Source organism: Pseudomonas sp. GW821-FHT07F05, from assembly GCF_059418765.1.
This window is the reverse complement of record NZ_JBWKQL010000001.1, coordinates 735,254-758,184: the sequence shown is the minus strand read 5'-3', so window position 1 is coordinate 758,184 and position 22,931 is coordinate 735,254. Positions and strand designations below refer to the sequence as shown.

At 61.2% G+C, this 22,931-nt stretch carries 23 protein-coding genes and 1 pseudogene; 13 read left to right on the top strand and 11 right to left on the bottom strand.

The window, feature by feature from the left end; genetic code table 11:
* Positions 1-82: 82 nt before the first annotated feature.
* The 5 genes from AC07RO_RS03575 to AC07RO_RS03555 all read left to right on the top strand — a co-directional run bounded on the left by AC07RO_RS03575 (position 83) and on the right by AC07RO_RS03555 (position 4,876).
* Complete coding sequence (locus tag AC07RO_RS03575) at positions 83-1,414, top strand: TRZ/ATZ family hydrolase (protein ID WP_282367515.1); 1,332 nt, start codon at positions 83-85, stop codon at positions 1,412-1,414.
* Between the two features lie 67 nt (positions 1,415-1,481).
* The gene (gene ubiG / locus AC07RO_RS03570; protein WP_192172823.1) at positions 1,482-2,180 is read left to right on the top strand and encodes a bifunctional 2-polyprenyl-6-hydroxyphenol methylase/3-demethylubiquinol 3-O-methyltransferase UbiG; all 699 of its coding nucleotides are present in this window, start codon (positions 1,482-1,484) and stop codon (positions 2,178-2,180) included.
* 3 nt (positions 2,181-2,183) lie between these two features.
* Positions 2,184-2,855 carry an N-acetylmuramic acid 6-phosphate phosphatase MupP gene (mupP, locus tag AC07RO_RS03565; RefSeq protein ID WP_495085283.1) on the top strand — a complete coding sequence of 224 codons (672 nt, stop codon included), beginning with the start codon at positions 2,184-2,186 and terminating at the stop codon, positions 2,853-2,855.
* Between the two features lie 61 nt (positions 2,856-2,916).
* On the top strand, positions 2,917-3,663 hold the full coding sequence (locus tag AC07RO_RS03560; RefSeq protein ID WP_423572845.1) for a YciK family oxidoreductase: 747 nt from the start codon (positions 2,917-2,919) through the stop codon (positions 3,661-3,663).
* Positions 3,664-3,949: 286 nt separating this feature from the next.
* A complete protein-coding gene (locus tag AC07RO_RS03555; RefSeq protein WP_346630602.1) occupies positions 3,950-4,876 on the top strand; it encodes a GGDEF domain-containing protein in 927 nt (308 codons plus the stop codon).
* A gap of 4 nt (positions 4,877-4,880) precedes the next feature.
* Here the strand turns inward: AC07RO_RS03555 and AC07RO_RS03550 are convergent, their stop codons facing one another.
* The 5 genes and pseudogenes from AC07RO_RS03550 to trhO form a co-directional block, all read right to left on the bottom strand.
* Complete coding sequence (locus AC07RO_RS03550; protein ID WP_192172827.1) at positions 4,881-5,678, bottom strand: iron-containing redox enzyme family protein; 798 nt, start codon at positions 5,676-5,678, stop codon at positions 4,881-4,883.
* A 35-nt stretch (positions 5,679-5,713) separates the two neighbouring features.
* The gene (locus AC07RO_RS03545; RefSeq protein WP_346626521.1) at positions 5,714-8,179 is read right to left on the bottom strand and encodes an EAL domain-containing protein; all 2,466 of its coding nucleotides are present in this window, start codon (positions 8,177-8,179) and stop codon (positions 5,714-5,716) included.
* 265 nt (positions 8,180-8,444) lie between these two features.
* Positions 8,445-10,330: pseudogene (locus tag AC07RO_RS03540) on the bottom strand (ABC transporter ATP-binding protein).
* Complete coding sequence (locus tag AC07RO_RS03535; RefSeq protein WP_192172951.1) at positions 10,278-10,880, bottom strand: DsbA family protein; 603 nt, start codon at positions 10,878-10,880, stop codon at positions 10,278-10,280. Before AC07RO_RS03535 ends, AC07RO_RS03540 begins: the two are co-directional and overlap by 53 nt.
* Before the next feature lie 36 nt (positions 10,881-10,916).
* The gene (gene trhO / locus AC07RO_RS03530; RefSeq protein ID WP_346626519.1) at positions 10,917-11,888 is read right to left on the bottom strand and encodes an oxygen-dependent tRNA uridine(34) hydroxylase TrhO; all 972 of its coding nucleotides are present in this window, start codon (positions 11,886-11,888) and stop codon (positions 10,917-10,919) included.
* Positions 11,889-12,112: 224 nt separating this feature from the next.
* On the opposite strand from trhO, the gene AC07RO_RS03525 reads away from it, so the two are divergent.
* The 3 genes from AC07RO_RS03525 (at position 12,113) to AC07RO_RS03515 (ending at position 14,243) form a co-directional block, all read left to right on the top strand.
* Positions 12,113-12,739, top strand: coding sequence for an FMN-dependent NADH-azoreductase (locus AC07RO_RS03525; protein ID WP_495085282.1), 627 nt, complete (start codon positions 12,113-12,115; stop codon positions 12,737-12,739).
* 133 nt (positions 12,740-12,872) lie between these two features.
* A complete protein-coding gene (locus tag AC07RO_RS03520; protein WP_192172832.1) occupies positions 12,873-13,574 on the top strand; it encodes a glutathione S-transferase family protein in 702 nt (233 codons plus the stop codon).
* 105 nt (positions 13,575-13,679) lie between these two features.
* Positions 13,680-14,243, top strand: coding sequence for a TetR/AcrR family transcriptional regulator (locus AC07RO_RS03515; protein WP_192172833.1), 564 nt, complete (start codon positions 13,680-13,682; stop codon positions 14,241-14,243).
* A gap of 50 nt (positions 14,244-14,293) precedes the next feature.
* On the opposite strand, the gene AC07RO_RS03510 is transcribed toward AC07RO_RS03515, so the two are convergent.
* Together AC07RO_RS03510 and AC07RO_RS03505 are read right to left on the bottom strand one after the other, a co-directional pair.
* Positions 14,294-14,590 (bottom strand): BolA family protein, encoded by a 297-nt coding sequence (locus AC07RO_RS03510; RefSeq protein ID WP_065992949.1) that lies wholly within the window; start codon positions 14,588-14,590, stop codon positions 14,294-14,296.
* Positions 14,591-14,602: 12 nt separating this feature from the next.
* The gene (locus AC07RO_RS03505; protein ID WP_065992947.1) at positions 14,603-15,139 is read right to left on the bottom strand and encodes a DUF2059 domain-containing protein; all 537 of its coding nucleotides are present in this window, start codon (positions 15,137-15,139) and stop codon (positions 14,603-14,605) included.
* A 261-nt stretch (positions 15,140-15,400) separates the two neighbouring features.
* Here AC07RO_RS03505 and AC07RO_RS03500 point away from each other — a divergent pair, with 261 nt between their 5' ends.
* From AC07RO_RS03500 to AC07RO_RS03490, 3 genes are all read left to right on the top strand, one after another.
* Entirely contained in the window at positions 15,401-16,795 is a 1,395-nt protein-coding gene (locus AC07RO_RS03500; protein WP_282367543.1) for a class II fumarate hydratase, read from the top strand.
* Positions 16,788-17,402 carry an NAD(P)H-dependent oxidoreductase gene (locus tag AC07RO_RS03495; protein ID WP_122535668.1) on the top strand — a complete coding sequence of 205 codons (615 nt, stop codon included), beginning with the start codon at positions 16,788-16,790 and terminating at the stop codon, positions 17,400-17,402. The genes AC07RO_RS03500 and AC07RO_RS03495 overlap by 8 nt, the downstream gene beginning before the upstream one ends.
* A gap of 154 nt (positions 17,403-17,556) precedes the next feature.
* Positions 17,557-17,778, top strand: a complete 222-nt coding sequence (locus AC07RO_RS03490; protein ID WP_346626513.1) for a DUF6316 family protein — start codon at positions 17,557-17,559, stop codon at positions 17,776-17,778.
* Positions 17,779-17,790: 12 nt separating this feature from the next.
* Here the strand turns inward: AC07RO_RS03490 and AC07RO_RS03485 are convergent, their stop codons facing one another.
* Both AC07RO_RS03485 and AC07RO_RS03480 read right to left on the bottom strand, forming a co-directional pair.
* Positions 17,791-18,381, bottom strand: coding sequence for a tRNA-uridine aminocarboxypropyltransferase (locus AC07RO_RS03485; protein ID WP_495085281.1), 591 nt, complete (start codon positions 18,379-18,381; stop codon positions 17,791-17,793).
* A gap of 10 nt (positions 18,382-18,391) precedes the next feature.
* A complete protein-coding gene (locus AC07RO_RS03480) occupies positions 18,392-19,285 on the bottom strand; it encodes a LysR family transcriptional regulator (RefSeq protein WP_282367551.1) in 894 nt (297 codons plus the stop codon).
* Between the two features lie 166 nt (positions 19,286-19,451).
* Between AC07RO_RS03480 and speB the strand changes: the two genes are divergently transcribed.
* The gene (speB, locus tag AC07RO_RS03475) at positions 19,452-20,402 is read left to right on the top strand and encodes an agmatinase (protein WP_495085280.1); all 951 of its coding nucleotides are present in this window, start codon (positions 19,452-19,454) and stop codon (positions 20,400-20,402) included.
* A 351-nt stretch (positions 20,403-20,753) separates the two neighbouring features.
* Positions 20,754-21,044, top strand: a complete 291-nt coding sequence (locus tag AC07RO_RS03470; protein WP_495085279.1) for a hypothetical protein — start codon at positions 20,754-20,756, stop codon at positions 21,042-21,044.
* A gap of 125 nt (positions 21,045-21,169) precedes the next feature.
* Here the strand turns inward: AC07RO_RS03470 and AC07RO_RS03465 are convergent, their stop codons facing one another.
* Together AC07RO_RS03465 and AC07RO_RS03460 are read right to left on the bottom strand one after the other, a co-directional pair.
* Entirely contained in the window at positions 21,170-21,295 is a 126-nt protein-coding gene (locus AC07RO_RS03465) for a PA1414 family protein (protein ID WP_122535674.1), read from the bottom strand.
* A 182-nt stretch (positions 21,296-21,477) separates the two neighbouring features.
* On the bottom strand, positions 21,478-22,929 hold the full coding sequence (locus tag AC07RO_RS03460) for an NCS1 family nucleobase:cation symporter-1 (protein WP_495085278.1): 1,452 nt from the start codon (positions 22,927-22,929) through the stop codon (positions 21,478-21,480).
* Positions 22,930-22,931: the final 2 nt, after the last annotated feature.

Below are 22,931 nucleotides of genomic sequence, written 5' to 3'. Positions count from 1 at the left end.
GCCGCCGATTATAGCGAGCCGCCTGCGAAGACGCTCGGGTATACTTCGCCGTCCCCGTAATAAGCCATTGGATGCCCGCCCCATGCCCCATTCCGCTGCCCCGCTCGACCTGTTGTTGCTGCCGGACTGGCTGGTACCGGTCGAACCCGCCGGCGTTGTGTTGAAGCAGCACGGAATCGGCATCCGCGATGGCCTGATCGTCTACATCGGCCCCCGCGCCGAGGCCCTGCGCCAGCCGGCCATCGAAGTGCGCGAGTTGCCGGGCATGCTGCTCAGTCCTGGGCTGATCAACGCCCACGGCCATGCGGCCATGACGCTGTTCCGCGGCTTGGCGGACGATCTGCCGTTGATGACCTGGCTGCAGGACCATATCTGGCCAGCCGAGGCGAAATGGGTCGATGAGGATTTCGTCCGCGACGGCACCGATCTGGCCATTGCCGAGCAGTTGAAAGGTGGCATCACGTGCTTCTCCGACATGTATTTCTTTCCGAAGGTCGCCTGCGAGCGGGTGCACAACAGTGGCATTCGCGCACAGATCACCGTGCCGGTGCTGGACTTCCCGATACCCGGCGCGCGCAACAGCGATGAATCGCTGCACATCGGTATCGAGCTGTTCAACGACCTCGCCCACCACGATCGCATCAAGATCGCCATGGGGCCCCACGCGCCTTATACCGTCAGCGACGAGAACCTGGAGAAGATCCGGGTCATCGCCGATGAACTGGATGCAATGATCCAGATGCATGTTCACGAAACCGCTTTTGAAGTACACGAGGCCGTTCAGCAACGCCAGGAACGGCCCATCGCCCGGCTGCAGCGTCTGGGCCTGCTGGGCCCGCGTTTCCAGGCGGTGCACATGACCCAGATCAGCGATGACGACCTGGCGATGCTGGTCGAAAGCAACTCCAGCGTCATTCACTGCCCCGAATCGAACCTGAAACTGGCCAGCGGCTTCTGCCCGGTCGAGCGCCTGTGGCAGGCCGGGGTCAACGTCGCCATCGGCACCGACGGCGCGGCCAGCAACAACGACCTGGACCTGCTCGGCGAAACCCGCACCGCCGCGCTGCTGGCGAAGGCGGTGGCCGGCTCGGCCACTGCGCTGGACGCCCACCGTGCGCTGCGTATGGCCACGCTGAACGGCGCCCGCGCTCTGGGCATCGACGATCACACCGGCTCGCTGCAGATCGGCAAGGCCGCCGACATGGTCGCGTTCGACCTCTCTGGCCTGGCGCAACAGCCGGTCTACGACCCGGTGTCACAGCTTATTTATGCGACGGGGCGCGATTGCGTCACCCACGTCTGGGTCGCCGGCAAGCCATTGCTGCAGGACAAACGCCTGACCCGCATGGACGAAGAAGCGCTGACCCGAACCGCCAAAGCCTGGGGCAACCGCATCGCGGCAGACAAAGCCTGACCCATTGAGCACCGCCACGGTCAGATACCGTGGCCGGACACCGAATTCAAGTTTTAGAGGATCACACATGAGCAACGTCGACCACGCCGAAATCGCCAAATTCGAAGCCCTCGCCCATCGCTGGTGGGATCGCAACAGCGAGTTCAAGCCGCTTCACGACATCAATCCGTTGCGGGTGAACTGGATTGACGAGCGCGTGAATCTGGCCGGCAAGAAGGTGCTCGACGTCGGTTGCGGCGGCGGCATTCTGAGCGAGGCCATGGCCTTGCGCGGCGCCACCGTGACCGGCATCGACATGGGCGAGGCGCCGCTGGCCGTGGCGCGCCTGCATCAGCTCGAATCTGGCGTGAACGTGGAATACCGGCAGATCACCGCCGAAGCACTGGCCGACGAAATGCCCGAGCAGTTCGATGTCGTGACCTGCCTGGAAATGCTGGAGCACGTGCCGGACCCGTCGTCGGTGATTCGCGCCTGCTACAAGATGGTCAAGCCGGGCGGTCAGGTGTTTTTCTCCACCATCAACCGAAACCCGAAGGCGTACCTGTTCGCCATCATCGGCGCCGAATACATCATGAACCTGCTGCCGCGCGGCACCCATGACTTCAAGAAATTCATCCGCCCTTCCGAGCTGGGCGCGTGGAGCCGCGATGCCGGGCTGCAGGTCAAGGACATCATCGGCCTGACCTACAACCCGCTGACCAAGCACTACAAGCTGGCGTCCGACGTCGACGTCAATTACATGATCCAGACGCTGAGAGGCGTCTGAGCCATGCGCTTGAGGGCAGTTCTCTTCGACATGGACGGCACGCTGCTCGACACCGCGCCGGACTTCATCGCGATCTGCCAGGCGATGCTGGCCGAACGCGGCTTCCCGCGTGTGGACGACAAACTGATTCGCGACGAGATCTCCGGCGGGGCCAGGGCGATGGTCTCGGCGGCGTTCTCCATGTCCCCCGAGGCGCCTGAATTCGAGGCGCTGCGACTGGAATTTCTGGCGCGCTACCAGACCGATTGCGCCGTGCACAGCAAGCTGTTCGACGGCATGACCGAATTGCTGGCCGACATCGAAAAAGCCAAGCTGATCTGGGGCGTGGTGACCAACAAGCCGGTGCGTTTCGCTCAGCCGATCATGGAGCAGCTGGGCTTGTCGGAGCGTTCCGCGGTGCTGATCTGCCCGGACCATGTGACCAGGAGCAAACCCGACCCGGAGCCGCTGTTGCTGGCCTGCAAGATGCTCGATCTGGACCCGTCCAGCGTGCTGTTCGTGGGCGATGACCTGCGTGACATCGAATCCGGCCGCGACGCCGGCACCAAGACCGCCGCCGTACGCTATGGCTACATCCATCCCAACGACAATCCCGATCACTGGGGCGCGGACGTGGTGGTGGATCACCCGCTGGAGCTGCGCCGGGTGCTGGATGATGCGTTGTGCAGCTGCTGAGAATCGCTGACCAGCACAGCTCCGCAAAGGCACAGCGCACTACATAGAGAGAGGAGCCCCCATGTTCAATTATTCCGCCCGCCCCGATCTGCTCAAGGACCGGGTGATTCTGGTCACCGGCGCCGGCCGTGGCATTGGTGCCGCTGCCGCAAGAACCTACGCCGCCCACGGCGCGACGGTCTTGCTGCTGGGCAGGACCGAAGCGAACCTGAGCGCGCTGTATGACGAGATCGAAGCTGCCGGTCATCCGCAGCCGGTGGTCATCCCGTTCGATCTCGAGACCGCCCTGCCCCATCAGTACGACGAACTCGCCGTGATGATCGAAGCGGAGTTCGGCCGGCTCGATGGCGTGTTGCACAACGCCTCGATCATCGGCCCGCGCACGCCGATCGAGCAGCTCACCGGCGAGCAGTTCATGCAGGTGATGCACATCAACGTCAACGCCACCTTCATGCTGACCACCGCGTTGCTGCCGCTGCTCAAGCTCTCGGGTGACGCGTCTATCGCCTTCACTTCCAGCAGCGTCGGGCGCAAAGGCCGCGCGTATTGGGGCGCCTATGGCGTGTCCAAGTTCGCCACCGAGGGGCTGATGCAGACGCTGGCCGATGAAATCGACGGGCTTGGGTCGCTACGCGCCAACAGCATCAATCCGGGCGCAACCCGCACCGACATGCGCGCCCAGGCGTACCCGGCGGAAGATCCGACCAACAACCCGACGCCGGACGAGATCATGCCGGTGTATCTGTACCTGATGGGCCCGGACAGCACAGGCATCAACGGACAGGCACTGGATGCGCAGACCCGCTGACTTTGGGGCCAGTCGTCCGCTAACCACAAGGAGCGCTCTCAAACGCGCTCCCTCATCTGAATATCAGACAACGCCGGGCACCCTCCACTCGGCAGTTTCCTGCCGTCTTGTGTAGCAGAATGCCTTCAGGATCGATACGTTAGTCAAATCCAAGGCGCGGAAAGGTATCAAACCTGTCACAATCCGCCGCAACTTATTGATTGACAATACTTTTCACGCAGGCAGTCGAATTGGCACGAGTTTCGCTCTCTCCATTTCAAGCCCGTAGAGGCGAAGGAGCGGAACCATGAGTTTTCCAACCACCACCAATGCCATAGATTTCGACAGCGCCCGGCTGCAACGCCATGGTTTCGCGCCGCCCCACAGCCTCGTCCGGCCCGCCCTCGATTACGAACAGCTCAGGCGTCAGCTCGATCTGCAATTGCAGACCAGTCTCGAAGCGGACAAGATCCTGTCGATGCTTTTCCAGAGCGTTCAGCAACTCATCCCGCTGAATGCCCTCAGCTACAAACACCTGCCCACCGATCTGCGCCTGGAACTTGGGGAGCGCGCCCGGCACAGCGCTATTTACCGCATGACCCACGAAGGCGAGCAGTTGGGCGAGCTGTCGTTCCAGCGCGACCACCGTTTCGCCGAGGATGAGCTTGAGCAACTCGAATCGTTGCTGTCCAGCCTGCTGTATCCCCTGCGCAACGCCCTGCTGTATCGCCACGCCAGCCTGAGTGCGCTGCGCGACCCGCTGACCGGCGCCGGTAACCGAATCGCGATGGAGCAGTCGCTGATTCGCGAGTTCGAGATCGCACGCCGCCAGCAGCAACCGCTGTCGGTGCTGATGCTCGACATTGACCACTTCAAGGGCATCAACGACACCCATGGCCATGCCACGGGCGATGAAGTGCTGCGGGCGGTGACCAACGCGGTCAAGGATCGCCTGCGCAATATCGATCAGGTGTTCAGATTTGGCGGTGAGGAATTTCTCATCGTGCTGACCAACACCAGCCGTGAGTCAGCCGCGCTGGTGGGCGAACGCCTGCGCAGTGCGGCACTGCAACTCAGTTATCCGGTGACAGGACGACCTCTGGATCTGACCGTCAGCCTCGGTTGCTCGACGCTGCTGCCGGGCGAATCGTCCGACAGCATGTTGCGCCGTGCCGACACGGCCCTGTACGCCGCCAAGCGCAAGGGCCGCAACCGCCTGGAAATGGCGGGCTGACCGATCAGGCGCGGGCGGGGATCCGGTGTTCACGGACCGAGCCGGTACCTTCCTGAGATCGTTCCAGCGTCATGCACCGTTCAAGGAACAGAAACATGTACTCGTAGCTCTTGCAGACCGCCATTCGCAGGTCGCTCTGCAATTGCTCGCTGGGGTTGTTGCCGGCCAGGGTGCAGATGATTTCCAGCGCTTCCCAAGGGTGGGAATCGTCGTACTGCGCATGCATCTTCAGCCACTTCATTGCCCGCTTTCGTGTGTCCGGCGGGAACATGTCCGCGTAGGTGTCCTGGGAACAGACAACCGCCGACCATTCACCGGTGGCACCTTCGATGGCGTAGTTGGTCGCCGCGATGGCGACTACCAGTGAATCCGACGAACAACTGTGCCAGCACCAGTGATTCAATGCGTGGAGTTCCGAGGGCACCAACTGCGCCTGCAAGTCTTCCAGCGTCACCCCGTGGGCAGCGCTCCAGTTGACCCAGTAATCGGCGTGGTTGAGTTCGACCCGAATGTTGCGCATCAACCATCGTCGCGCCATGTCTTCACCCGGGTGTCGGGCGAATCGGGTTTTGGTCAGGTTATGCGCCATATAGACCGCGAACTGTTCGACGACCGGCCATCCCCCAATCAGGTACTGGCGCATGGTCTTAGAACTGAGCCGCCCGTCACGCATGCGTTGATAAAGTTCATGCCCTACCACCTTGGCCTTGGCGTCACTGCAATCGTCAATCAATTGCTGTGCCCAAGCGGGGTAACTGCTGGCATCCATCAGCGGACCGGTTCTAATGAACATATCGATCACTGTGTAGCTCCTTATGTAAGTTGCGTAGGATGTGTTCAGCGAAAAGTCCCGGGAGCGCTGAACAACAGTGGGGTCTGCCTCGCGGGCCGTGCGTGCAGACATTCACAGGTGAATAATTGCGGTCGCTCGATAACGTACCCCTGAGCGTAGTCCACACCGATTTCCAATAACGCCTGCTCTATCTGGGGGCTTTCGACGAACTCGGCGATCGTCTGTTTGCCCATTACGTGCCCGATATGGTTGATCACTTCCACCATCGCCCGGTTGACCGGATCGTCGAGCATGTCTTTTACGAAACTGCCATCAATCTTCAGGAAGTCCACAGGCAAATGCTTCAGGTAAGCGAATGACGACATGCCTGCACAGAAGTCATCCAGAGAGAAACGGCATCCCAGACTTTTAAGTTCATTGATGAACCGAATGGCGCTGCCCAAATTGGCGATCGCACTGGTTTCGGTGATTTCAAAACAGATAAGTTCAGGAGGGATTGCGTAGATCTGGAACTGCTGTCGCAAATACTCAAGAAAGGCGTCGTCGCCAATGCTGGTCCCGGACAGGTTGATCGCACACACGGCCATCGGCCCTTTGCCGTGTCCGGACTTGAGACAGTCGGCGATGATCATGAAGACGTGCTGCACGACCCAGCGGTCCAGGGTGGTCATCATGCCGTAGCGCTCGGCGGCGGGGATGAAACTGTCCGGCAGGATCATGCGCCCGGACTCGTCGCGCAGCCGCAGCAGAATCTCGATATGGCCAGGGCCTTGCACGGCGTTGCGGCCCAGTGCTGCAATTTCCTGGGAGTACAGACAGAAGCGGTTGTCTTCGAGGGCCATGTGCAGGCGCTGAATCCAGGCCATTTCGCCAAAGCGGGTGGACAGATCAGAGTCGTCGTCGTGGTAGACCTGAACCCGGTTGCGGCCCTTTTCCTTGGCCATGTAGCAGGCCATGTCGGCGGCGCGCAGCGAGGTCTCCAGCGTGGTCGGGACATCGTCGATGTGCACCAGACCGATGCTGACGGTGGTGACAAACGGCCGGCCTTTCCAGACAAAGTGCAGGCTTTCCACGGTTTGCCGCAGGCTTTCGGCCACGCGCTCGGCGGCCTCCGGCGCACAGTGTTCGAGAAGGATGCCGAACTCGTCGCCCCCAAGGCGCGCCAGCGTATCGCCTTCGCGCACGCCCTGCTGCAGCAGCGTGCAAATGTGCCGCAGCAGCTCATCACCCGCGGCATGGCCGCTGGTGTCGTTGACCAGCTTGAACTGATCGAGGTCAAGGAACATCAATGCATGCTGCGCCGGCTGCTCGGCCAGGCCGTTGAGGGCCAGCTCGAGGCGGTATTCGAACTCGCGGCGATTGGTCAGTCCGGTCAGCGCATCGTGGGTCGCCTGCCAGGACAGATTAGCGATGTACTGACGCTCCTGAGTCATGTCGTGCAACACCAGCACGGCGCCACTGACCTTGCCTTCGGTACGGATCGGCGAGCCGACCAACGCGACCGAAACGGTACTGCCGTCCAGGCGCTGAATCAGTCGTGAGCTTTCACTACCGCCGCCCAGATTGCCACTGAGCATGCGCTCGATCAGGGTCGAGGTGTCTTTCTGATCGTTCTCGTCGAGCAGGCTGAACAGCGCGGCCAGCGGCAGACCGGCCGCCTGCTCGTTCTTCCAGTGGGTCATGAGCTCTGCGGCAGGGTTCATGTAGACGATGGAGCCGTCGACATCGGTGGTGATGACGCCGTCACCGATGGACTCCAGGGTGATCTGCGCGCGCTCTTTTTCCGCCTGCAGCGCGATCGCAAAGGCGTGGCGCTGCTCCAGCAGTTTATGGGTGCGCAGCAGCGCAAGGATGATCAGGCACAGCGCCGTGGCGAGGTTGACCACCAGCAGAATCCGCAGGATGACCCGCGAGCCCTCCCCCAGTGCGTCGCTGAAAGCCATGGCCGCCGGCGTGACACCTTCGTTGATGGCGCTGATGCGCTGGCGCCAGCCCAGGACTTCACTGTTGGTGACGTTGCCTTCCTGAATACGGGCGTGCATTTCACGGGCGACTTCATCGAGCTGCACGAGATAGTTGTCACCGACCTTCCACAGGTCGATGGCCTTTTCCAGGTAGCTGAAGTGCTGGAAGTTCAGATAGAGCCAGATGATGCTCTGCGCATCGTCGGGATGGTTACCCCCCTGCAGAATCCCGGCCTTGGCGCGCACGATGTCGGGCACCGGCTGATCCATCGCCAGGCGCAAATCATGCCCGCCCTGGGGAATGGCGATCGCCTGCTGGTATTTCAGGTAGTTGATGTCGTCGCGGCTGTTGGCGTAGAGATTCAGATAATAAATGGCGTCTTTCTGGCCCTTCGACCACAGGCTCTCACCGCCGATGTAGCTGCGGACCGCGGACATCATGTACAAGCTGACGCAGCCGAGCAGTGCCTGTAACAGCACAACAGCGATAAACGGCCAGACGATGCCCAGAAGACGAGGCTTCCCGAGGATCCGCTTTTGCTTCATGGTGTCCCTTTGATCAGCACTGCCAGATTCTCAGTCCCCCCACGCCAGGCAACCTTCCTGGAGCCTGAGGGACTTCGCTAATTCCACGACGCAGCAGACAATCTCTCACATCTTTTACAAGACGTAACCAGCCAATTGGGTGCGAAGACGTAAATATGACGCTTTTCACATTTTCGGTAAGCGCCTGAGCAAGCATAGCCCAAGAATTGACGTGCTCCAGTGGCAATACGCTATTGCGTACTGCCCCGTAGCTCGCCCGGTCGTATCACACCTGTTGCAGGTGTCCATAGAGCCTAGCGTAGAGCCCGCCGTCTGCAATCAATTGCTGATGATCCCCGTCTTCGGCGATGCGCCCGCCATCGAACACCAACACGCGATCGGCCTGTTTCACCGCTGACAGCCGGTGGGCGATGATCAGCGTCGTGCGGCCGCTGAGGAAACGGTTCAGGGCCTGGTGCAGGTTGTACTCGGTGGCGGCATCCAGCGCAGAAGTGGCCTCGTCGAGAATCACCACCTTGGGGTCAGCCAGCACCATGCGGGCGATGGCCAGCCTCTGGCGCTGCCCGCCGGAGAGGCGAACCCCCGAACGCCCGACCACGCTGTCCAGCCCAGGGGCAGCGCGCGGATCGTCGAATCCATCTGAGCGATTTCAAGCGCTTGCCAGCAGGCGTTGTCATCCTGCTCGCGGCCCATAAGAAGGTTGGCGCGGACGGTGTCGTTGAACAGCGCCGGGTGCTGCAACACCACCGCGACGTTCTCGCGGACGGTGTCCAGGCCGATCTCCTGCAAGCTTGAACCTCCGAAACGAATGACCCCGGATCGGGCGGTGTACAGGCCAAGCAGCAACTGGACGAGCGTGCTTTTGCCGCCGCCGCTGGCCCCCACGATCGCGACTTTTTCGCCGGGATTGATCGACAGGTCCAGCTGATCGAGGACCAGCTCGTCGTTGTAGCCAAAGCTCAAACCGCGCACGTCGATGCTCACCGTCTGCCGCCCCACGAACGGATTGGTCTTTCCCGGGTACTGAGGCTCGTCTGCGCGAGCCAGCAGCTCATTGATGCGGGTCAGGGCGCCGCCGGCCGCGTAATAGGCGTACTGCAGATTCAGCAGTTGTTCGACCGGTCCGATCATGAACCACAGGTAGCTGAACACTGCGAGCATGTGGCCGATGGACAGGTCGGAGAACAACACCGTGAGCATGGCGGCAGCGCGGAAGATGTCGATGCCGAATTGAAACAGCAAGCCGCTGGCCCGGCCCGACGCATCGCTTTTCCACTGGGATGACACCGCGTAATCGCGCACTTCCCGGGCGCGCAGGCCGAGCAAACCGAGGAAATAGCCCTGACGGTTGCTGGCACGGATTTCCTGAATGGCGTCGAGGGTCTCGGTGAGCGCCTGGGTGAAACGCGAGGTGCTGTCGTTTTCCAGTTTCTTTAGGTGTTTGACGCGCTTGCCGAGCTTCACCGTGGCGAACACCACCAGCGGATTGAACAGCAGGATCAGCAGCGCCAGTTGCCAGTGCATCCACATCAGGATCGCAGCGGTGCCTGTGAGGGTGAGCATCGCCACGAGAAACTTGCTCAGCGTCTCGCCGACGAATTTGTCCACGGTGTCCAGATCCGTCACCAGATGCGCGGTGACGGTGCCGCTGCCCAGGCTTTCGTATTCGCTCAGCGAGATGCGCTTGAGCCGTTCGATCAGGCGCGTGCGGATGCAGTAGACGATGTCCTTGGCCAGTCCGGCAAACAACCGCGCCTGAATCACGTTGAAGACCAGCGCGCCCAGTCGCAGGCAGAGTGTCGCCACCAGCATCAGCCCGATGTAGCCGACAGGCTTGTGCAGGCTGTCGGGCAGGAATTGATTCATGAAGATCAGCGCCGAATTGCCTTTGCCCAGCAGCACTTCATCGACCAACAAGGGCAGCAGCAGCGGGATCGGCACTGAGCAGAGGACCGCCAGGACAGCGACACCATTGGCCACCCACAGCGCCTTTTTGTGCTGCAGGACGAGGCGGCGGATCTGCGCCCAGTTCAGGCGATCACCGGCCGGACGCTCATGTGCCGATGCGGCGCTACTGCGATGTTCCAGGTCGGAGACGTCAGGCACTGGCGTTGCGCTCCAGCCAGCGACCCAGCAAGGGCCCGAGGACATCGAGGGGTTGATAGCCGTTGGTCAGCAGCGCCAGTTGGCCATTGCGCTCAGCGAGCAGCGTCGGGAAGCCGGCAATGCCCAAGTCCTGAACCCAGGAGAAATCCGACGCGGTCGCGGTGTGCTGTTCGACGCTGTCGAAGGCTTCGGCGAACTCGATGCGCGGCAAGCCGGCTTTTTCAGCCAGCTCGGCCAGCACCGAGCCGTGGGTGACGTCGCGGCCATGAAGGTAAAAGGCTTGCTGGATTTCCTTGACCAGCCGCCAGGCGACGTCCGGCGCCAGGCTGCGTGCCGCGACGATGGCACGGCAGGCCGGCGCGGTGTCGTAGACGAAACCGTCGGGCAAGGCGCCGTCGAAACGGAATGCCTGCCCCGTGGCGTCGTGCACCGCTTGCCAGTGTTCGAGAATGTAGCGTTTGGTCGTCGGCTCCAGGGCCGCGCCACTGCCCGTGCGCAATCCGCCCACCACCAGATGCAACGGCACCCCCGCCGCTGCCGCCTGCTCGACCAATGCTTCGGCCACCGGAGAAAACCCCCAGCACCACGAACACATCGGGTCCATCACATACAGCAGGCGGGTGGACATGGCTCAGGCCTCGTTGTTTTGAGTTTCAGTCGCCTGGCCGTCAAGCGCACGGTAATTGCGACCGATCGGGTGCGGCTGATTGCGCGCCTTCGCCAGTTCGATCTGCTTTTGCCGGTCGATGGCGCTGCGGCGGGTTTTCTCGCTCAGCGAATCCCAGCAATGCGGGCAGCTGACGCCCGGCGAATAATGTTCGCTGGCACGGTCCTCTGCGCTGATCGGCGTGCGGCAGGCATGGCATTGATCGTAGTCGCCTTCGGTCAGGTCGTGGCGGACGGTGACGCGATTGTCGAACACGAAGCAGTCGCCCTGCCAGCGGGTTTCTTCCTGGGGCACTTCTTCCAGGTATTTGAGAATGCCGCCCTTGAGGTGATAGACCTCTTCGAACCCTTCACCGAGCATGTAGCTGGAGGCCTTCTCACAGCGAATGCCGCCGGTGCAGAACATCGCGACCTTCTTGTGCCTGGCCGGATCGAAATTCGCCTTGATGTAATCGGGAAATTCACGGAATGAAGTGGTCTTGGGGTCAATCGCGCCTTCGAAGGTGCCGATCGACACCTCGTAATCGTTGCGCGTGTCGATGAGCAGCACTTCAGGGTCGGCGATCAGCGCGTTCCAGTCCTTGGGATCGACATAGGTGCCGACCGCCTTGTTCGGGTCAACGCCCGGGACGCCGAGGGTCACGATCTCTTTCTTGAGTTTGACCTTGGTGCGGTAGAACGGCTGCTCGTCGCAGTACGATTCCTTGTGGTCGATGTCGACCATGCGCGGGTCTTTCTTCAGCCAGGCCATCAAGCCGTCGATGCCCTCGCGACTGCCGGACACCGTGCCGTTGATGCCTTCTTCGGCGATCAGCAAGGTGCCTTTGATGCCGTTGTCGACCATCGCCTGCAGCAGTGGCTCGCGCAGTGCGACGTAATCGGAAAGGGTGACGAATTTGTACAGCGCCGCGACGACGATGGGTGCGGGTTGGGTCATGTGGCGTCTCCAGGTGGTGACCCTCGCAAAGGGCCTACCGGATGAATGATTCAGATGAACGCGTGCCGACCGGGCAACGCGGCGCGGATTCTATCAAGAATCGAACGTGGGCAGGCAGGAGGGTTGATCAATCGCCTCATCACCCCGTCTACCTGCCGGGAACATCGGCCTGAGCGTCACGGACTAAATGACATCGCTTGCCCACACCCACAGGAACAAATCCCATGCATATTCTTCACCTTGCCAGCTCTCCCCGCGGCGATCGCTCTGCCTCTCTCAAACTCGCTGCGCGCTATCTCGAGACCCTGACCTCGTTGCACGCCGACGCCACGGTGGATGTCCTGGACGTCTGGACGACCGACCTGCTGCCCTTCGACGGTGCCGCGCTGGAGGCCAAGTACGCCGATTTGCAAGGCGTGCAGATGAACGCCGAGCAACAGGCGATGTGGGAGCAGATCCACACATTGGGCGAGCGCTTCCATCGCGCCGACGTCATCGTTTTCAGCGTGCCAATGTGGAATTTCGGTATTCCTTACCGCCTCAAACATCTGATCGACGCCGTGTCGCAGCGGGGCGTGCTGTTCGATTTCGACGCTCAGGGCATGCGCGGTCTGCTCAAAGGCAAGAAAGTGGTGGTGTTTGCTACCCGTGGGGTAGCGCTTGGGGAGGACTTCCCCACGGAGGACTACGATCATCAGGTCGCTTACCTGAAAACCTGGGCGCGCATGGTGGGTGTACCGGCCATCGATGCGGTGATCTCGGAAGCCACCCTCGCAGATGCGACGACGGCGGAGAAGAATTTCAACGCGGCGCTGGCGCAGGCCTCGAAGCTGGCTGCCGACCTGACATGAACGCCCGTCAAATCAGGGGGGCATTCGTACCTAACGAATGTTAGGTAGCCTATTGACCGAGGCGGTATTCAAGCCTAAGGTTGGCCTACCTAACAACCGTTAGGTGATTAATCTTCCCCCACAGGACAGCGCCATGACGACCAGACTGCAGCTATTCACCTCTCCTTCGGCGTACCCCAATCCCCAGCGACTGCGCTTGTTCATGCACGAAAAGGGCATCGCCGATCAGTTCGATGAAACCATCTATGACATGGCGCCCGGTGGCGAGCAGCGCGGCTGGCGTCACCTGAATATGAACCCGTGGGGAGAAACCCCTACGCTGCAGTTGGCGGATGGCAGCTTTATTTCCGAAACACCGGCCATTGCCCGTTTTCTCGACCAGTCTTATCCCGGCCGCAAGATCATGGGCGAAACCGCGCTGGAGCAGGGCCTGGACAACATGTGGGATAACCGCATCTGGGTGCATATCCTTTATCGGATCGTCACGGCCTTTCACGTCTTGCACACCGGGCTGGGTTTCAAGCTGGAGTTGACGAAGAATGAGGCATGGGGTGAGCACTGCCGCAAAGAGGCGCTGATGCATGCTGCTTTGGTGAATCGTCATCTGGCCGACGGTCGCGAATGGCTGCTGGGCGGGGCCGAACCGACGTTTGCCGATATCACGCTGGCCACCGCCATTGCCTTCTCCAAGTTCCCGGTAAACGCGACCCCGCTGGACGAGCGCTTCGAGCACCTGGACAGCTACTGGCAGCGCTGGCAGAAACGTCCGGCTTTCCAGGCCGCCTACGCCGATCGCAGCAGTGGCATACCGGAGCTGGATTCGCCTTCCGCGTGATCCGACTGGATGGGCACGTCATGATCTGAGAGGACGGGAGCTGGAGCTTTTGCTTTAAGATGGCCGGCTCCACTGCAACTCGTCCGACCCATGAAAGGCACGACAATGAGCATCAACGCCCGCGAGGCCATACTCCTGGCTGCCCGAAACATTGCCCAGTCACAGGGTTACAATGGCCTGAATTTTCGCGACCTGGCCCATGAAGTTGGCATCAAGGCAGCCAGTATCTACTACCACTTCCCAAGCAAGGCCGATCTGGGCATTGCTGTCGCTAAACGATACTGGCAGGACGGTGCGGCTGCATTGGAAACGCTCAGCGAGCAGACGCCGGATCCGGTGGAGGCATTGCGCCGATTCCCCGAAATTTTTCGTCGCTCGCTGGAGGCCGACAACCGGCTGTGCCTGGGAAGTTTTGTAGGGGCTGAAGCCGATAATCTTCCCCCCGCAATGGTCAAGGAGATGCAGGCTTTCGCTCAGGTGAACGTTGAATGGCTGAGCCGACTGCTCGTCTCGGCGAAATACTGCGAGGAAGCCAACAGCGACATCCGCGCGCGCGCCATTTTCTCGGCCGTCGCGGGTGCACAACTGATCGCGAGAAGCACATCAGACATTTCGGTTTTCGACACGCTGATTGAAGCCTACCGTGCCTATGGTCCCCTGCCGGCGTAACAGTCGCTTGCCGCCCGAAGAAGGTGAACACCTTCTTCGGGCGGCGCGCGTCAGTCGTGCCCACCCGCACAGGTCGGGGAAGACGGCGCGGCGCCGAGCTTCGCCCATTCTTCCGGGGTGTAGGTGTGCAGCGCCAGCGCGTGGAACTCACCCATCAGGCCACCGAGCAGGCCATAGACCTTCTGGTGACGCTTGACCGCGTTGAGGCCGGCGAACTGCTCGCTGACCACCACCGCTTTGTAGTGAGTGTCCGTGCCGCGACTGTGCATGTGGCTTTCATTGAGCACCTGGAGGTACTCGGGCTGAAAGACCGTCAACGCGGATTCGATTCGCTGTTGCATGCTCATGTCAGGCTTCGCTTATGGCTTCTTGGCAGGAGCAGCCGGTGCAGCAGGCTTGGCGCCAGCCGGGGTCAGTTCCTTGGTCATGTCGGCGAGCAGCTTGTTGACCACAGGCACCGCGCTTTCCAGTTTGCTCTGGGTCAGCTGGAACGACTGCTGGCTGATCTGCGGCATCTTGGCCTGGACTTTCTGGCCCAGTGGAGACTGGTAGAAGGCAACCAGATCTTTCAGCTCGCTTTCGGTGAAGTTGGAGGTGTACAGCTTGACCATGTCAGGCTGCAGCTTTGGCCAGCTGATCACCTGATCCAGCGCGGCATTGGCCTTGCCCTGATAGGTTTCGAGGGTGGCTTGCTTGGACGCAGGTGCTTTGGTTTCAGCGAAGCGCTGAGCGAACATCTGCTGGACTTGCATGTAAACCGGCGCACCCAGTTGATCGGCGTGAGCCAGTTTGAGGAACGCTACAGCACTGGCTTCATGGCTGGCGGTATCGGCAAGAACCTGGCCGCTGGCACATACCAGAGCAACCGCAGCACAAATGGCACGAAGACGGGTCATCGAGTTTCCTTATCTAGCAGGCGAGGCAGAACCCCAAGGCCGGCCATTCTGCGCCCCTTTGCGCATTTCCCTCAACCCCTGACCCTACGAGCGGTTATCCCGCGGACCTGACGCACTCGCGCGCACGAAGGTTTAGGGCGACCAGTCCGGGGCTTTTGTCGCACACTGTCCGCACCTGTTCCGACCGCACAGCAGCCACGGGGAACCCCACCGGCTCCCCGGTTACTAAACTGCGCAAATCGATCTTAAGGAGAGAGTCCAGTGAGCCGTACCGAAACCGACAGCATAGGTCCGATCGAAGTCCCCGAAGACGCTTACTGGGGGGCGCAGACGCAGCGCTCTCTGATCAATTTCGCCATCGGCCAGGAACGCATGCCGTTGCCGGTATTGCACGCGCTGGCGCTGATCAAAAAAGCCGCCGCCCGGGTCAACAACCGCAACGGCGACCTGCCCACCGACATCGCCAACCTGATCGAGCAGTCCGCCGACGAAGTGCTGCAGGGCCAGCTCGACGACCAGTTTCCTCTGGTGGTCTGGCAGACCGGCAGCGGCACGCAAAGCAACATGAACGTCAACGAAGTCATTGCCGGCCGTGCCAACGAACTGGCGGGTGGCGTTCGCGGCGGCAAATCGCCGGTTCACCCCAACGATCACGTCAACCGCTCGCAAAGCTCCAACGACTGCTTCCCCACCGCCATGCACATCGCGGCCGTGCAAGCAGTTAAAGAGCAACTGCTGCCGGCCATCGCCGAACTGTCCACCGGCCTCGCCGAGCAGTCTTCGCGGCACATGAAGCTGGTGAAAACCGGCCGCACGCACATGATGGACGCCACACCGATCACCTTCGGCCAGGAGCTCTCGGCTTACGTCGCTCAGTTGGACTACGCCGAAAAAAGCATTCGCGCCGCGTTGCCGGCCGTGTGCGAGCTGGCCCAGGGCGGCACCGCCGTCGGCACTGGCCTGAACTCGCCCCATGGATTCGCCGAAGCGGTGGCCGCCGAACTGGCTGCGCTGTCCGGCCTGCCCTTCGTCACCGCGCCGAACAAGTTTGCCGCGCTGGCCGGGCATGAGCCGCTGACCGCGCTGTCCGGCGCGCTGAAAACCCTCGCCGTGACCCTGATGAAGATCGCCAACGACCTGCGCCTGCTGGGTTCCGGCCCCCGCGCGGGCCTGGCTGAAGTAAAGCTGCCAGCCAACGAGCCAGGCAGCTCGATCATGCCGGGCAAGGTCAACCCGACCCAGTGCGAAGCGCTGTCGATGCTGGCGTGTCAGGTCATGGGCAACGACACCACGATCACCTTCGCCGCCAGTCAGGGCCACCTGCAACTGAACGTGTTCAAGCCGGTGATCATCCACAACCTGCTGCAATCGATCCGTTTGTTGGGCGATGGCTGCCGCAACTTCAACGAGCACTGCATCGCAGGCATGGAACCGGATGCCGCCAAGATGGCCGAGCATCTGGAACGCGGCCTGATGCTGGTGACCGCGCTGAACCCTCACATCGGCTACGACAAATCGGCGCAGATCGCCAAGAAAGCCTACAGCGAAGGCCTGACGCTGCGTGAAGCGGCGCTGCAACTGGGTTTCCTCACCGACGCCGAGTTCGACGCTTGGGTGCGCCCGGAAAAGATGCTCGAGGCCGGCAGCAATGGCTGAACCCATCAGCGGCGCCACGCCACTGGAAGGCTACGGCAAACGCATTCTGATGATCATCGGCACGCCGAAAAGCATCAGCCTCGGCCACGCGCTGGGCGAGGCTTATGCCCAGGGCGCGCGGAGCAAAGGTCATGTGGTGCGGGTGCTCAAACTTGACGAGATGGATTTCGACCCGGTGCTGCGCGGTGGCTACGAATCCGCCCAGACACTGGAACACGATCTGCTTGAAGCCCAGCGCGAGGTGCACTGGGCCCAGCATCTGGTTTTCGTTTATCCGGTCTGGTGGGGCGGTTTGCCGAGCCTGCTCGGTGGATTCTTCGACCGGGTGTTCATGCCCGGCTTTGCCTTCAAGGCCCATGGCAGGCATCACCCCTCCAATGAGCTGCTGAAGGGCCGAACAGCAGAATTGCTGGTGACAATGGACACGCCGTCGCGCTATTTTCGCTGGGTCTTCAAGGCCCCTGCCCACCGGCAGATGGTCAGGACAATCCTTGAATTCTGTGGGATCAAGACCACACGGCTGACGGAGTTCTCGCCGGTACGCACCTCTACCGAAGAGCAGCGTCAACAGTGGATTCGCGACGCCGAGGCGCTGGGCAAACGCTGAAACCCGAGGCCCGCACCGCCAGGCAGGTTGCGCGGGCTCGCACGTTGATGGAACCGTTAAGAACGCTACGATTCAAATGCTCTGACTTACCCTGTGGCGACACTTGTCGCCCACCCAGATCACCCGCGTACCGACCTAATGCCCGGAGAAGGCCATGTTAAGCAAGCGTGAACAAGATCCAGCTCCCACCGTACGTTTTCGCAGCGACCGCGTATCCCGCGTAAATGGCCTGTATTTCTTCAGCACCCGGGAAAACACCCTCGAAGGCCCGTTCATGAGCAAGGAAGACGCTGCTCGGGAAACCGAGGTCTATATCCGTCGCATGCAGGCCGCCAGCGCGTATCAGCCAGGCATGCCCTCCTCGCTCAACGGCTGACTCATCCCGCCTTTACGAATGATTGCGGCGAAAAGTCTCCTCGCCCATTGCTGCGATCTGTCCGTCGATCAGTGCATCGAAGGGACGCAACAAGCCATCGAATGACGTTTCCGGCTCCAGCGTGTGCAGCGCATGGACGATGGCCTCCAGTGTCGACAACGCCTCGGGGCCCGGTGCCTTGCGCAATCGGTAGCGTGACGCTGGCGCGTTGGTTAGCACCACTCTGGGCAGCGCCGCCAGCAGCGGATTAAGGTGCAGCAGCTTGCGCGCCTTGCGCCAGGTGCCATCGGGTACGACGAGCAGCACGGGTGCATCGTCGACCCGGTTAGCCTTCAGCGAAACAGCCTCCTCCCCCGGAAACAGCAAACATGCTTGGTAACCGGGCTGGCTCAGCCATTGCGCCAGATCCTCGAACACCTCCCCCACCTGCAATTGCGCATTCGTCAGGCCTAGTGCTGCCAGGCGCGCCGTGTTGAGCGCGTGATTGACTTCGCTGGGGTGCTGCAGGATCAACACGCGCGTGCGGCTGCCCAACGCAGGAATCAGCGCACACAGGCAGTGATCGGTCGGACGCAGGCAGCGCTCGCAGCGGGCACGGGACATCGTCAGTTTCCTACAGTGGATTGAGCTGCGCTTTCAGCAGATCGCGAAAGGTCTGAATCAACGGCTCACGGCTGCGTCCGCGACGCAGGATCATCGAAAACGGTGCCTGATAGCCAAAGGTCGCCGGGAGCAACACGCGCAGGTGCCCCGAATCCACCCACGACTGGGCGTAGTGCTCGGGCAAGTAACCGATGTAGGCGCCGGACAAAACCAGAATCAGCTGCGCTTCCATACTCTCGACGGTCGCGGCGCTGTGCTTGAAGCCGTGTCGGGCGAGCTCGGCCTGGCTCCAGTAGCCGCGTCCGACCATGCGTTGTTGGGTGATGACCGGTTCCGGGATGCGCCGTTCGGCATACAGCGCGTGGCGATTGCTGCAGTACAGCCAATGCTGCTCGCGGTACAGCGGCTGATAGAGCAGGCCGTTCATGCGCGTGGAAAACGAGCCGATCGCCAGGTCCAGTCGGTTGTCCAGCACGCCCAGCTGCAGTTCATAGGGGCTCATCACGGCAAGGTGCAAATGCACGGCTGGATGCTCCGCACTGTAGGCGCCGATGACTTCCGCAAAGGGCAAAGCGCGGTCACTGACCGTCGAGTCCAGCACCCCCAGGTTCAGCGTGCCGCGCAGCTCGCCTTTGAGCGCCGCAGCGTAGAGTTCGAAACCTTCCAGCTCGCCGAGCAGGCGCAGGGTTTCCTGATGAAACAGCTCGCCCTTGCTGGTCAGGCTGAACCCGCCGCGCCCGCGATGACAGAGCACGATACCCAACGCCGCTTCGAGCTGGCTCATGTAGGTGCTGATCGCCGACGTCGACAGATTGAGTTCTTGCTGGGCACTGGCAAAGCCCTGATGGCGCACCACGCAAGCGAAGATGCGCAGCAATTTGAGGTCGGGAAGCGCGCTGGCCATGGTCGTTCCAGGGTGGGTTTTGCGCGCAGCTTACCCGATACTTCAGGAATATCTGAACTAAGTATTTCGCCTGGCCGATTGTTCGCAGCGGGCGCGGTAAACAGAATCGGGGCCATGCTGGAAGCCCGCTTCCGCCCCTTTTGATTACCACCGATGAGGCATTCCCGTGGACAAGATTTTCCATCAACCACTGGGCGGCAACGAAATGCCGCGCTTCGCCGGCATCGCCACCATGATGCGCTTGCCGCACCTGCAAACCGCGGCCGGGCTGGATGCGGCCTTCGTTGGCGTGCCGCTGGACATTGGCACATCCCTGCGCGCCGGCACCCGTTTCGGCCCACGGGAAATCCGCGCTGAATCGGTCATGATTCGCCCCTACAACATGGCCACCGGCGCCGCCCCTTTTGATTCGCTGTCAGTGGCGGACATCGGCGACGTGGCGATCAACACCTTCAACTTGCTGGATGCGGTGCGCATCATCGAAGAGGCCTACGACGGTTTTCTCGAGCACGACATCATCCCGCTGACCCTCGGCGGCGATCACACCATCACGTTGCCGATCCTGCGCGCCATGAAGAAGAAGTACGGCAAGGTCGGGCTGGTGCACATCGACGCCCATGCGGACGTCAACGATCACATGTTTGGCGAGAAGATCGCCCACGGCACCACGTTCCGGCGGGCGGTGGAGGAAGGTCTGCTGGACTGCGATCGCGTGGTTCAGATCGGTTTGCGCGCTCAGGGTTATACCGCTGAAGACTTCAATTGGAGTCGCAAGCAGGGGTTCCGGGTGGTCCAGGCCGAGGAATGCTGGCACAAGTCGCTGGCGCCGCTGATGGCCGAAGTGCGCGAGAAGGTGGGCGGCGGTCCGGTGTACCTCAGTTTCGACATCGACGGCATCGACCCGGCCTGGGCACCGGGCACTGGCACACCGGAAATCGGCGGGCTGACCACAATTCAGGCAATCGAGATCATTCGTGGGTGCCAGGGGCTGGACCTGATTGGCGGCGACCTTGTTGAAGTCTCGCCGCCCTATGACACCACCGGCAACACCTCGCTACTGGGCGCGAACCTGCTGTATGAAATGCTCTGCGTGCTGCCGGGTGTGGCGCACCGCTGACAGCGGGCGTGGATGCTTCGCTGTTTAGTGGGACCGGCTTCATCCGGGAAAGGCCCGTCCGAGTGCCCTCAATTTTCGCGGCGTGACGACTGAGGCTTTCCCGGCTAAAGCCGGTCCCTCAATGAGTGCCCTGCATCGGGCGCGCCGCTCCTCCATTGCGCGCCAATACAAAAATCTCCCCACACCTGTCATTCCCCTTCCGCGAACTTGGGCTAGCCTTAAAGCGACACCGTCGGCGTTGTGCAACGCAGCGCGGGTTTTTCAGGGTGGTTGCTTTTGGGGATTCCTGCCACAACCCTCTGTATTTTGATGCTGGGGTGATTACCACTTAAATCAAAGCAGAGGCCTGCCATGAAGCGGAGCGAAGTCAGACAGCATGTGATCGACACGATCGGAAAGATCCTGGTCGACAAGACCCTCATTCAGGAAGAAGACGACGTGATGCTAAGTGCGCTTGAGCTGGATGAAGAAGACTTCAGAGAGTTCTTCTCGATTCTGCAAAGCGACTTTGGCATCGTCCTCCCCAACCAGATCAAAGCCGATATTGCAGGGATGTCAGCACATTCACCCAATGGCCAACTGACCGTGCAGGGCCTGGTCGACCTGATTCTCGTCGAGATGAAACGCAGAACTCATCACTGAGCCGCAGATGGGATCGATTTAGAAAAGATAGTGAGGCGAGCTGGGTGTTTGACCGAACGGTCGGAGGAAACAGAGCGGGCTATCGGGCGATAGCGCCGCTTTTCAGCGCGCCTGGCGAAGAGCGCTTAGCGCCGTGGACGACGACGCTCATCATCATTGCTGCGCACGGGAATGGGTTGCAGCTTTGGCTTTTCGATCAACCCGAGCGCGACGCCTACATCGTGAAGCCATTCTTGCAATTTGCTGTTCATATAACGCCCCCTTCAGGGAAATACTCGGCAGCCAATGTCCGAACTGCTTAGAGCAGATCATAGTGCTAAGGCGCACTTTACGCCTGCTACCGAGTGTCGCGGCAGGAATTTTTTGCCTTACATGACGTTATGACACTGCAAATCGCACATTCGAAGACTTCACGCGACAAACGGCAGGGCGGTCAACCGGCGCCCACAGCCGTGAACGCCGCACATTCATGGGCCTGGCGGCGTCTGGCGAACAGATAGAACAGCCCGCCGCCAAGGAAACATCCTGTAAACCATGCGAAGTTGGCCATCGGCTGCAACGCCGGGACGAAGGTGATCGCAATGCCCGCCACCGTTGCCAGGATCAATGCCTTGACCGCCGTGTAGTTCACCCCGCCGGTGTACCAATAGCGCCCGGTCGGCCCATCGTTGAACAGCGCATCGACGTCGATCTGCTGCTTCTTGATCACGTAATAGTCCACCAGCAGGATGCCGAACAAAGGCCCGATGAACGCCGCCAGCACGTCCAGCGTGTAATGGATGACGGCGGGGTTGTTGAACAGGTTCCAGGGCGTAATGAAGACCGACGCCACTGCCGCGATCATCCCGCCTGCACGCCAGCTGATCTTGCTGGGGGCGACGTTGGCGAAGTCGAAGGCCGGTGACACGAAGTTGGCGACGATGTTGATGCCGATTGTGGCGGTCACGAAGGCAAACGCTCCGAGCAGTACTGCAACGTCGTTGTCGATGCGGGCCACGGTGGCGATCGGGTCATGGAGCATCTCGCCGAACACCGGCAGCGTTCCCGAAACAATGACGACGGTGACCAGCGAGAACGCCAGAAAGTTGATCGGCAGGCCCCAGAAATTGCCGCGACGCACCTCAGACATGCTCCGGCAGTAGCGACTGAAATCGCCAAAATTGAGCGTAGGACCCGAGAAGTAGGACACCACCAGGGCCGTGGCCATGATCACTTGGGAGAACGCTTCCCAGCCGGTCAAGGATTTCTCGGAGAGGGTGAAGCTGATGTTGGCCCAGCCCGCTTTCCAGACAATCCAGCCCGCCAGAATGAACATCACGGCATAGACCACGGGCCCGGCCCCATCGATGAACCGGCGGATCGAATCCATGCCGGTCCAGAACACCGCAGCCTGTACCACCCAAAGCACCAGGAAGCCCATCCACCCGAGGTAGGACAAGCCGGCAAAGTGCGGTTCTGCGTAGACCGACATGTGTGGGAAAAAGCGCAGCACTACGATGATCAGCGCGCTTGAAGCCAGGTACGTCTGCACTCCGTACCACGCCACGGCGATCAGGCCACGAATCACCGCAGGAATATTCGCACCGAACACGCCAAAGGCCAGACGACAGATCACCGGATACGGCACGGCTGCCTGCTGACTGGGCCTGGCCAACAGGTTGGCGATCACCTGAATGATGCAGATGCCCACCAGCAGCGCGATCAGCACCTGCCAGCTCGCCAGCCCGAGGGCGAACAGGCTGGCGGCGAAGACGTAGCCGCCCACGCTGTGCACATCACTCATCCAGAACGCAAAAATGTTGTACCAGGTCCACTTCTGCGGCACGGGACCCAGGTCCTCGTTGTACAGGCGGGGGCTGTAGCCCTTGGGCAATGGCTCGGTCATCG

Bases quoted from the DNA above. Each gene is read 5' to 3' on its own strand.
- AC07RO_RS03575 (WP_282367515.1), top strand. From the start codon at position 83: ATGCCCCATTCCGCTGCCCCGCTCGACCTGTTGTTGCTGCCGGACTGG.
- ubiG (WP_192172823.1), top strand. From the start codon at position 1,482: ATGAGCAACGTCGACCACGCCGAAATCGCCAAATTCGAAGCCCTCGCC.
- mupP (WP_495085283.1), top strand. From the start codon at position 2,184: ATGCGCTTGAGGGCAGTTCTCTTCGACATGGACGGCACGCTGCTCGAC.
- AC07RO_RS03560 (WP_423572845.1), top strand. From the start codon at position 2,917: ATGTTCAATTATTCCGCCCGCCCCGATCTGCTCAAGGACCGGGTGATT.
- AC07RO_RS03555 (WP_346630602.1), top strand. From the start codon at position 3,950: ATGAGTTTTCCAACCACCACCAATGCCATAGATTTCGACAGCGCCCGG.
- AC07RO_RS03545 (WP_346626521.1), bottom strand. From the start codon at position 8,179: ATGAAGCAAAAGCGGATCCTCGGGAAGCCTCGTCTTCTGGGCATCGTC.
- AC07RO_RS03535 (WP_192172951.1), bottom strand. From the start codon at position 10,880: ATGTGTTCGTGGTGCTGGGGGTTTTCTCCGGTGGCCGAAGCATTGGTC.
- trhO (WP_346626519.1), bottom strand. From the start codon at position 11,888: ATGACCCAACCCGCACCCATCGTCGTCGCGGCGCTGTACAAATTCGTC.
- AC07RO_RS03525 (WP_495085282.1), top strand. From the start codon at position 12,113: ATGCATATTCTTCACCTTGCCAGCTCTCCCCGCGGCGATCGCTCTGCC.
- AC07RO_RS03520 (WP_192172832.1), top strand. From the start codon at position 12,873: ATGACGACCAGACTGCAGCTATTCACCTCTCCTTCGGCGTACCCCAAT.
- AC07RO_RS03515 (WP_192172833.1), top strand. From the start codon at position 13,680: ATGAGCATCAACGCCCGCGAGGCCATACTCCTGGCTGCCCGAAACATT.
- AC07RO_RS03510 (WP_065992949.1), bottom strand. From the start codon at position 14,590: ATGAGCATGCAACAGCGAATCGAATCCGCGTTGACGGTCTTTCAGCCC.
- AC07RO_RS03505 (WP_065992947.1), bottom strand. From the start codon at position 15,139: ATGACCCGTCTTCGTGCCATTTGTGCTGCGGTTGCTCTGGTATGTGCC.
- AC07RO_RS03495 (WP_122535668.1), top strand. From the start codon at position 16,788: ATGGCTGAACCCATCAGCGGCGCCACGCCACTGGAAGGCTACGGCAAA.
- AC07RO_RS03490 (WP_346626513.1), top strand. From the start codon at position 17,557: ATGTTAAGCAAGCGTGAACAAGATCCAGCTCCCACCGTACGTTTTCGC.
- AC07RO_RS03485 (WP_495085281.1), bottom strand. From the start codon at position 18,381: ATGTCCCGTGCCCGCTGCGAGCGCTGCCTGCGTCCGACCGATCACTGC.
- AC07RO_RS03480 (WP_282367551.1), bottom strand. From the start codon at position 19,285: ATGGCCAGCGCGCTTCCCGACCTCAAATTGCTGCGCATCTTCGCTTGC.
- AC07RO_RS03470 (WP_495085279.1), top strand. From the start codon at position 20,754: ATGAAGCGGAGCGAAGTCAGACAGCATGTGATCGACACGATCGGAAAG.
- AC07RO_RS03465 (WP_122535674.1), bottom strand. From the start codon at position 21,295: ATGAACAGCAAATTGCAAGAATGGCTTCACGATGTAGGCGTCGCGCTC.
- AC07RO_RS03460 (WP_495085278.1), bottom strand. From the start codon at position 22,929: ATGACCGAGCCATTGCCCAAGGGCTACAGCCCCCGCCTGTACAACGAG.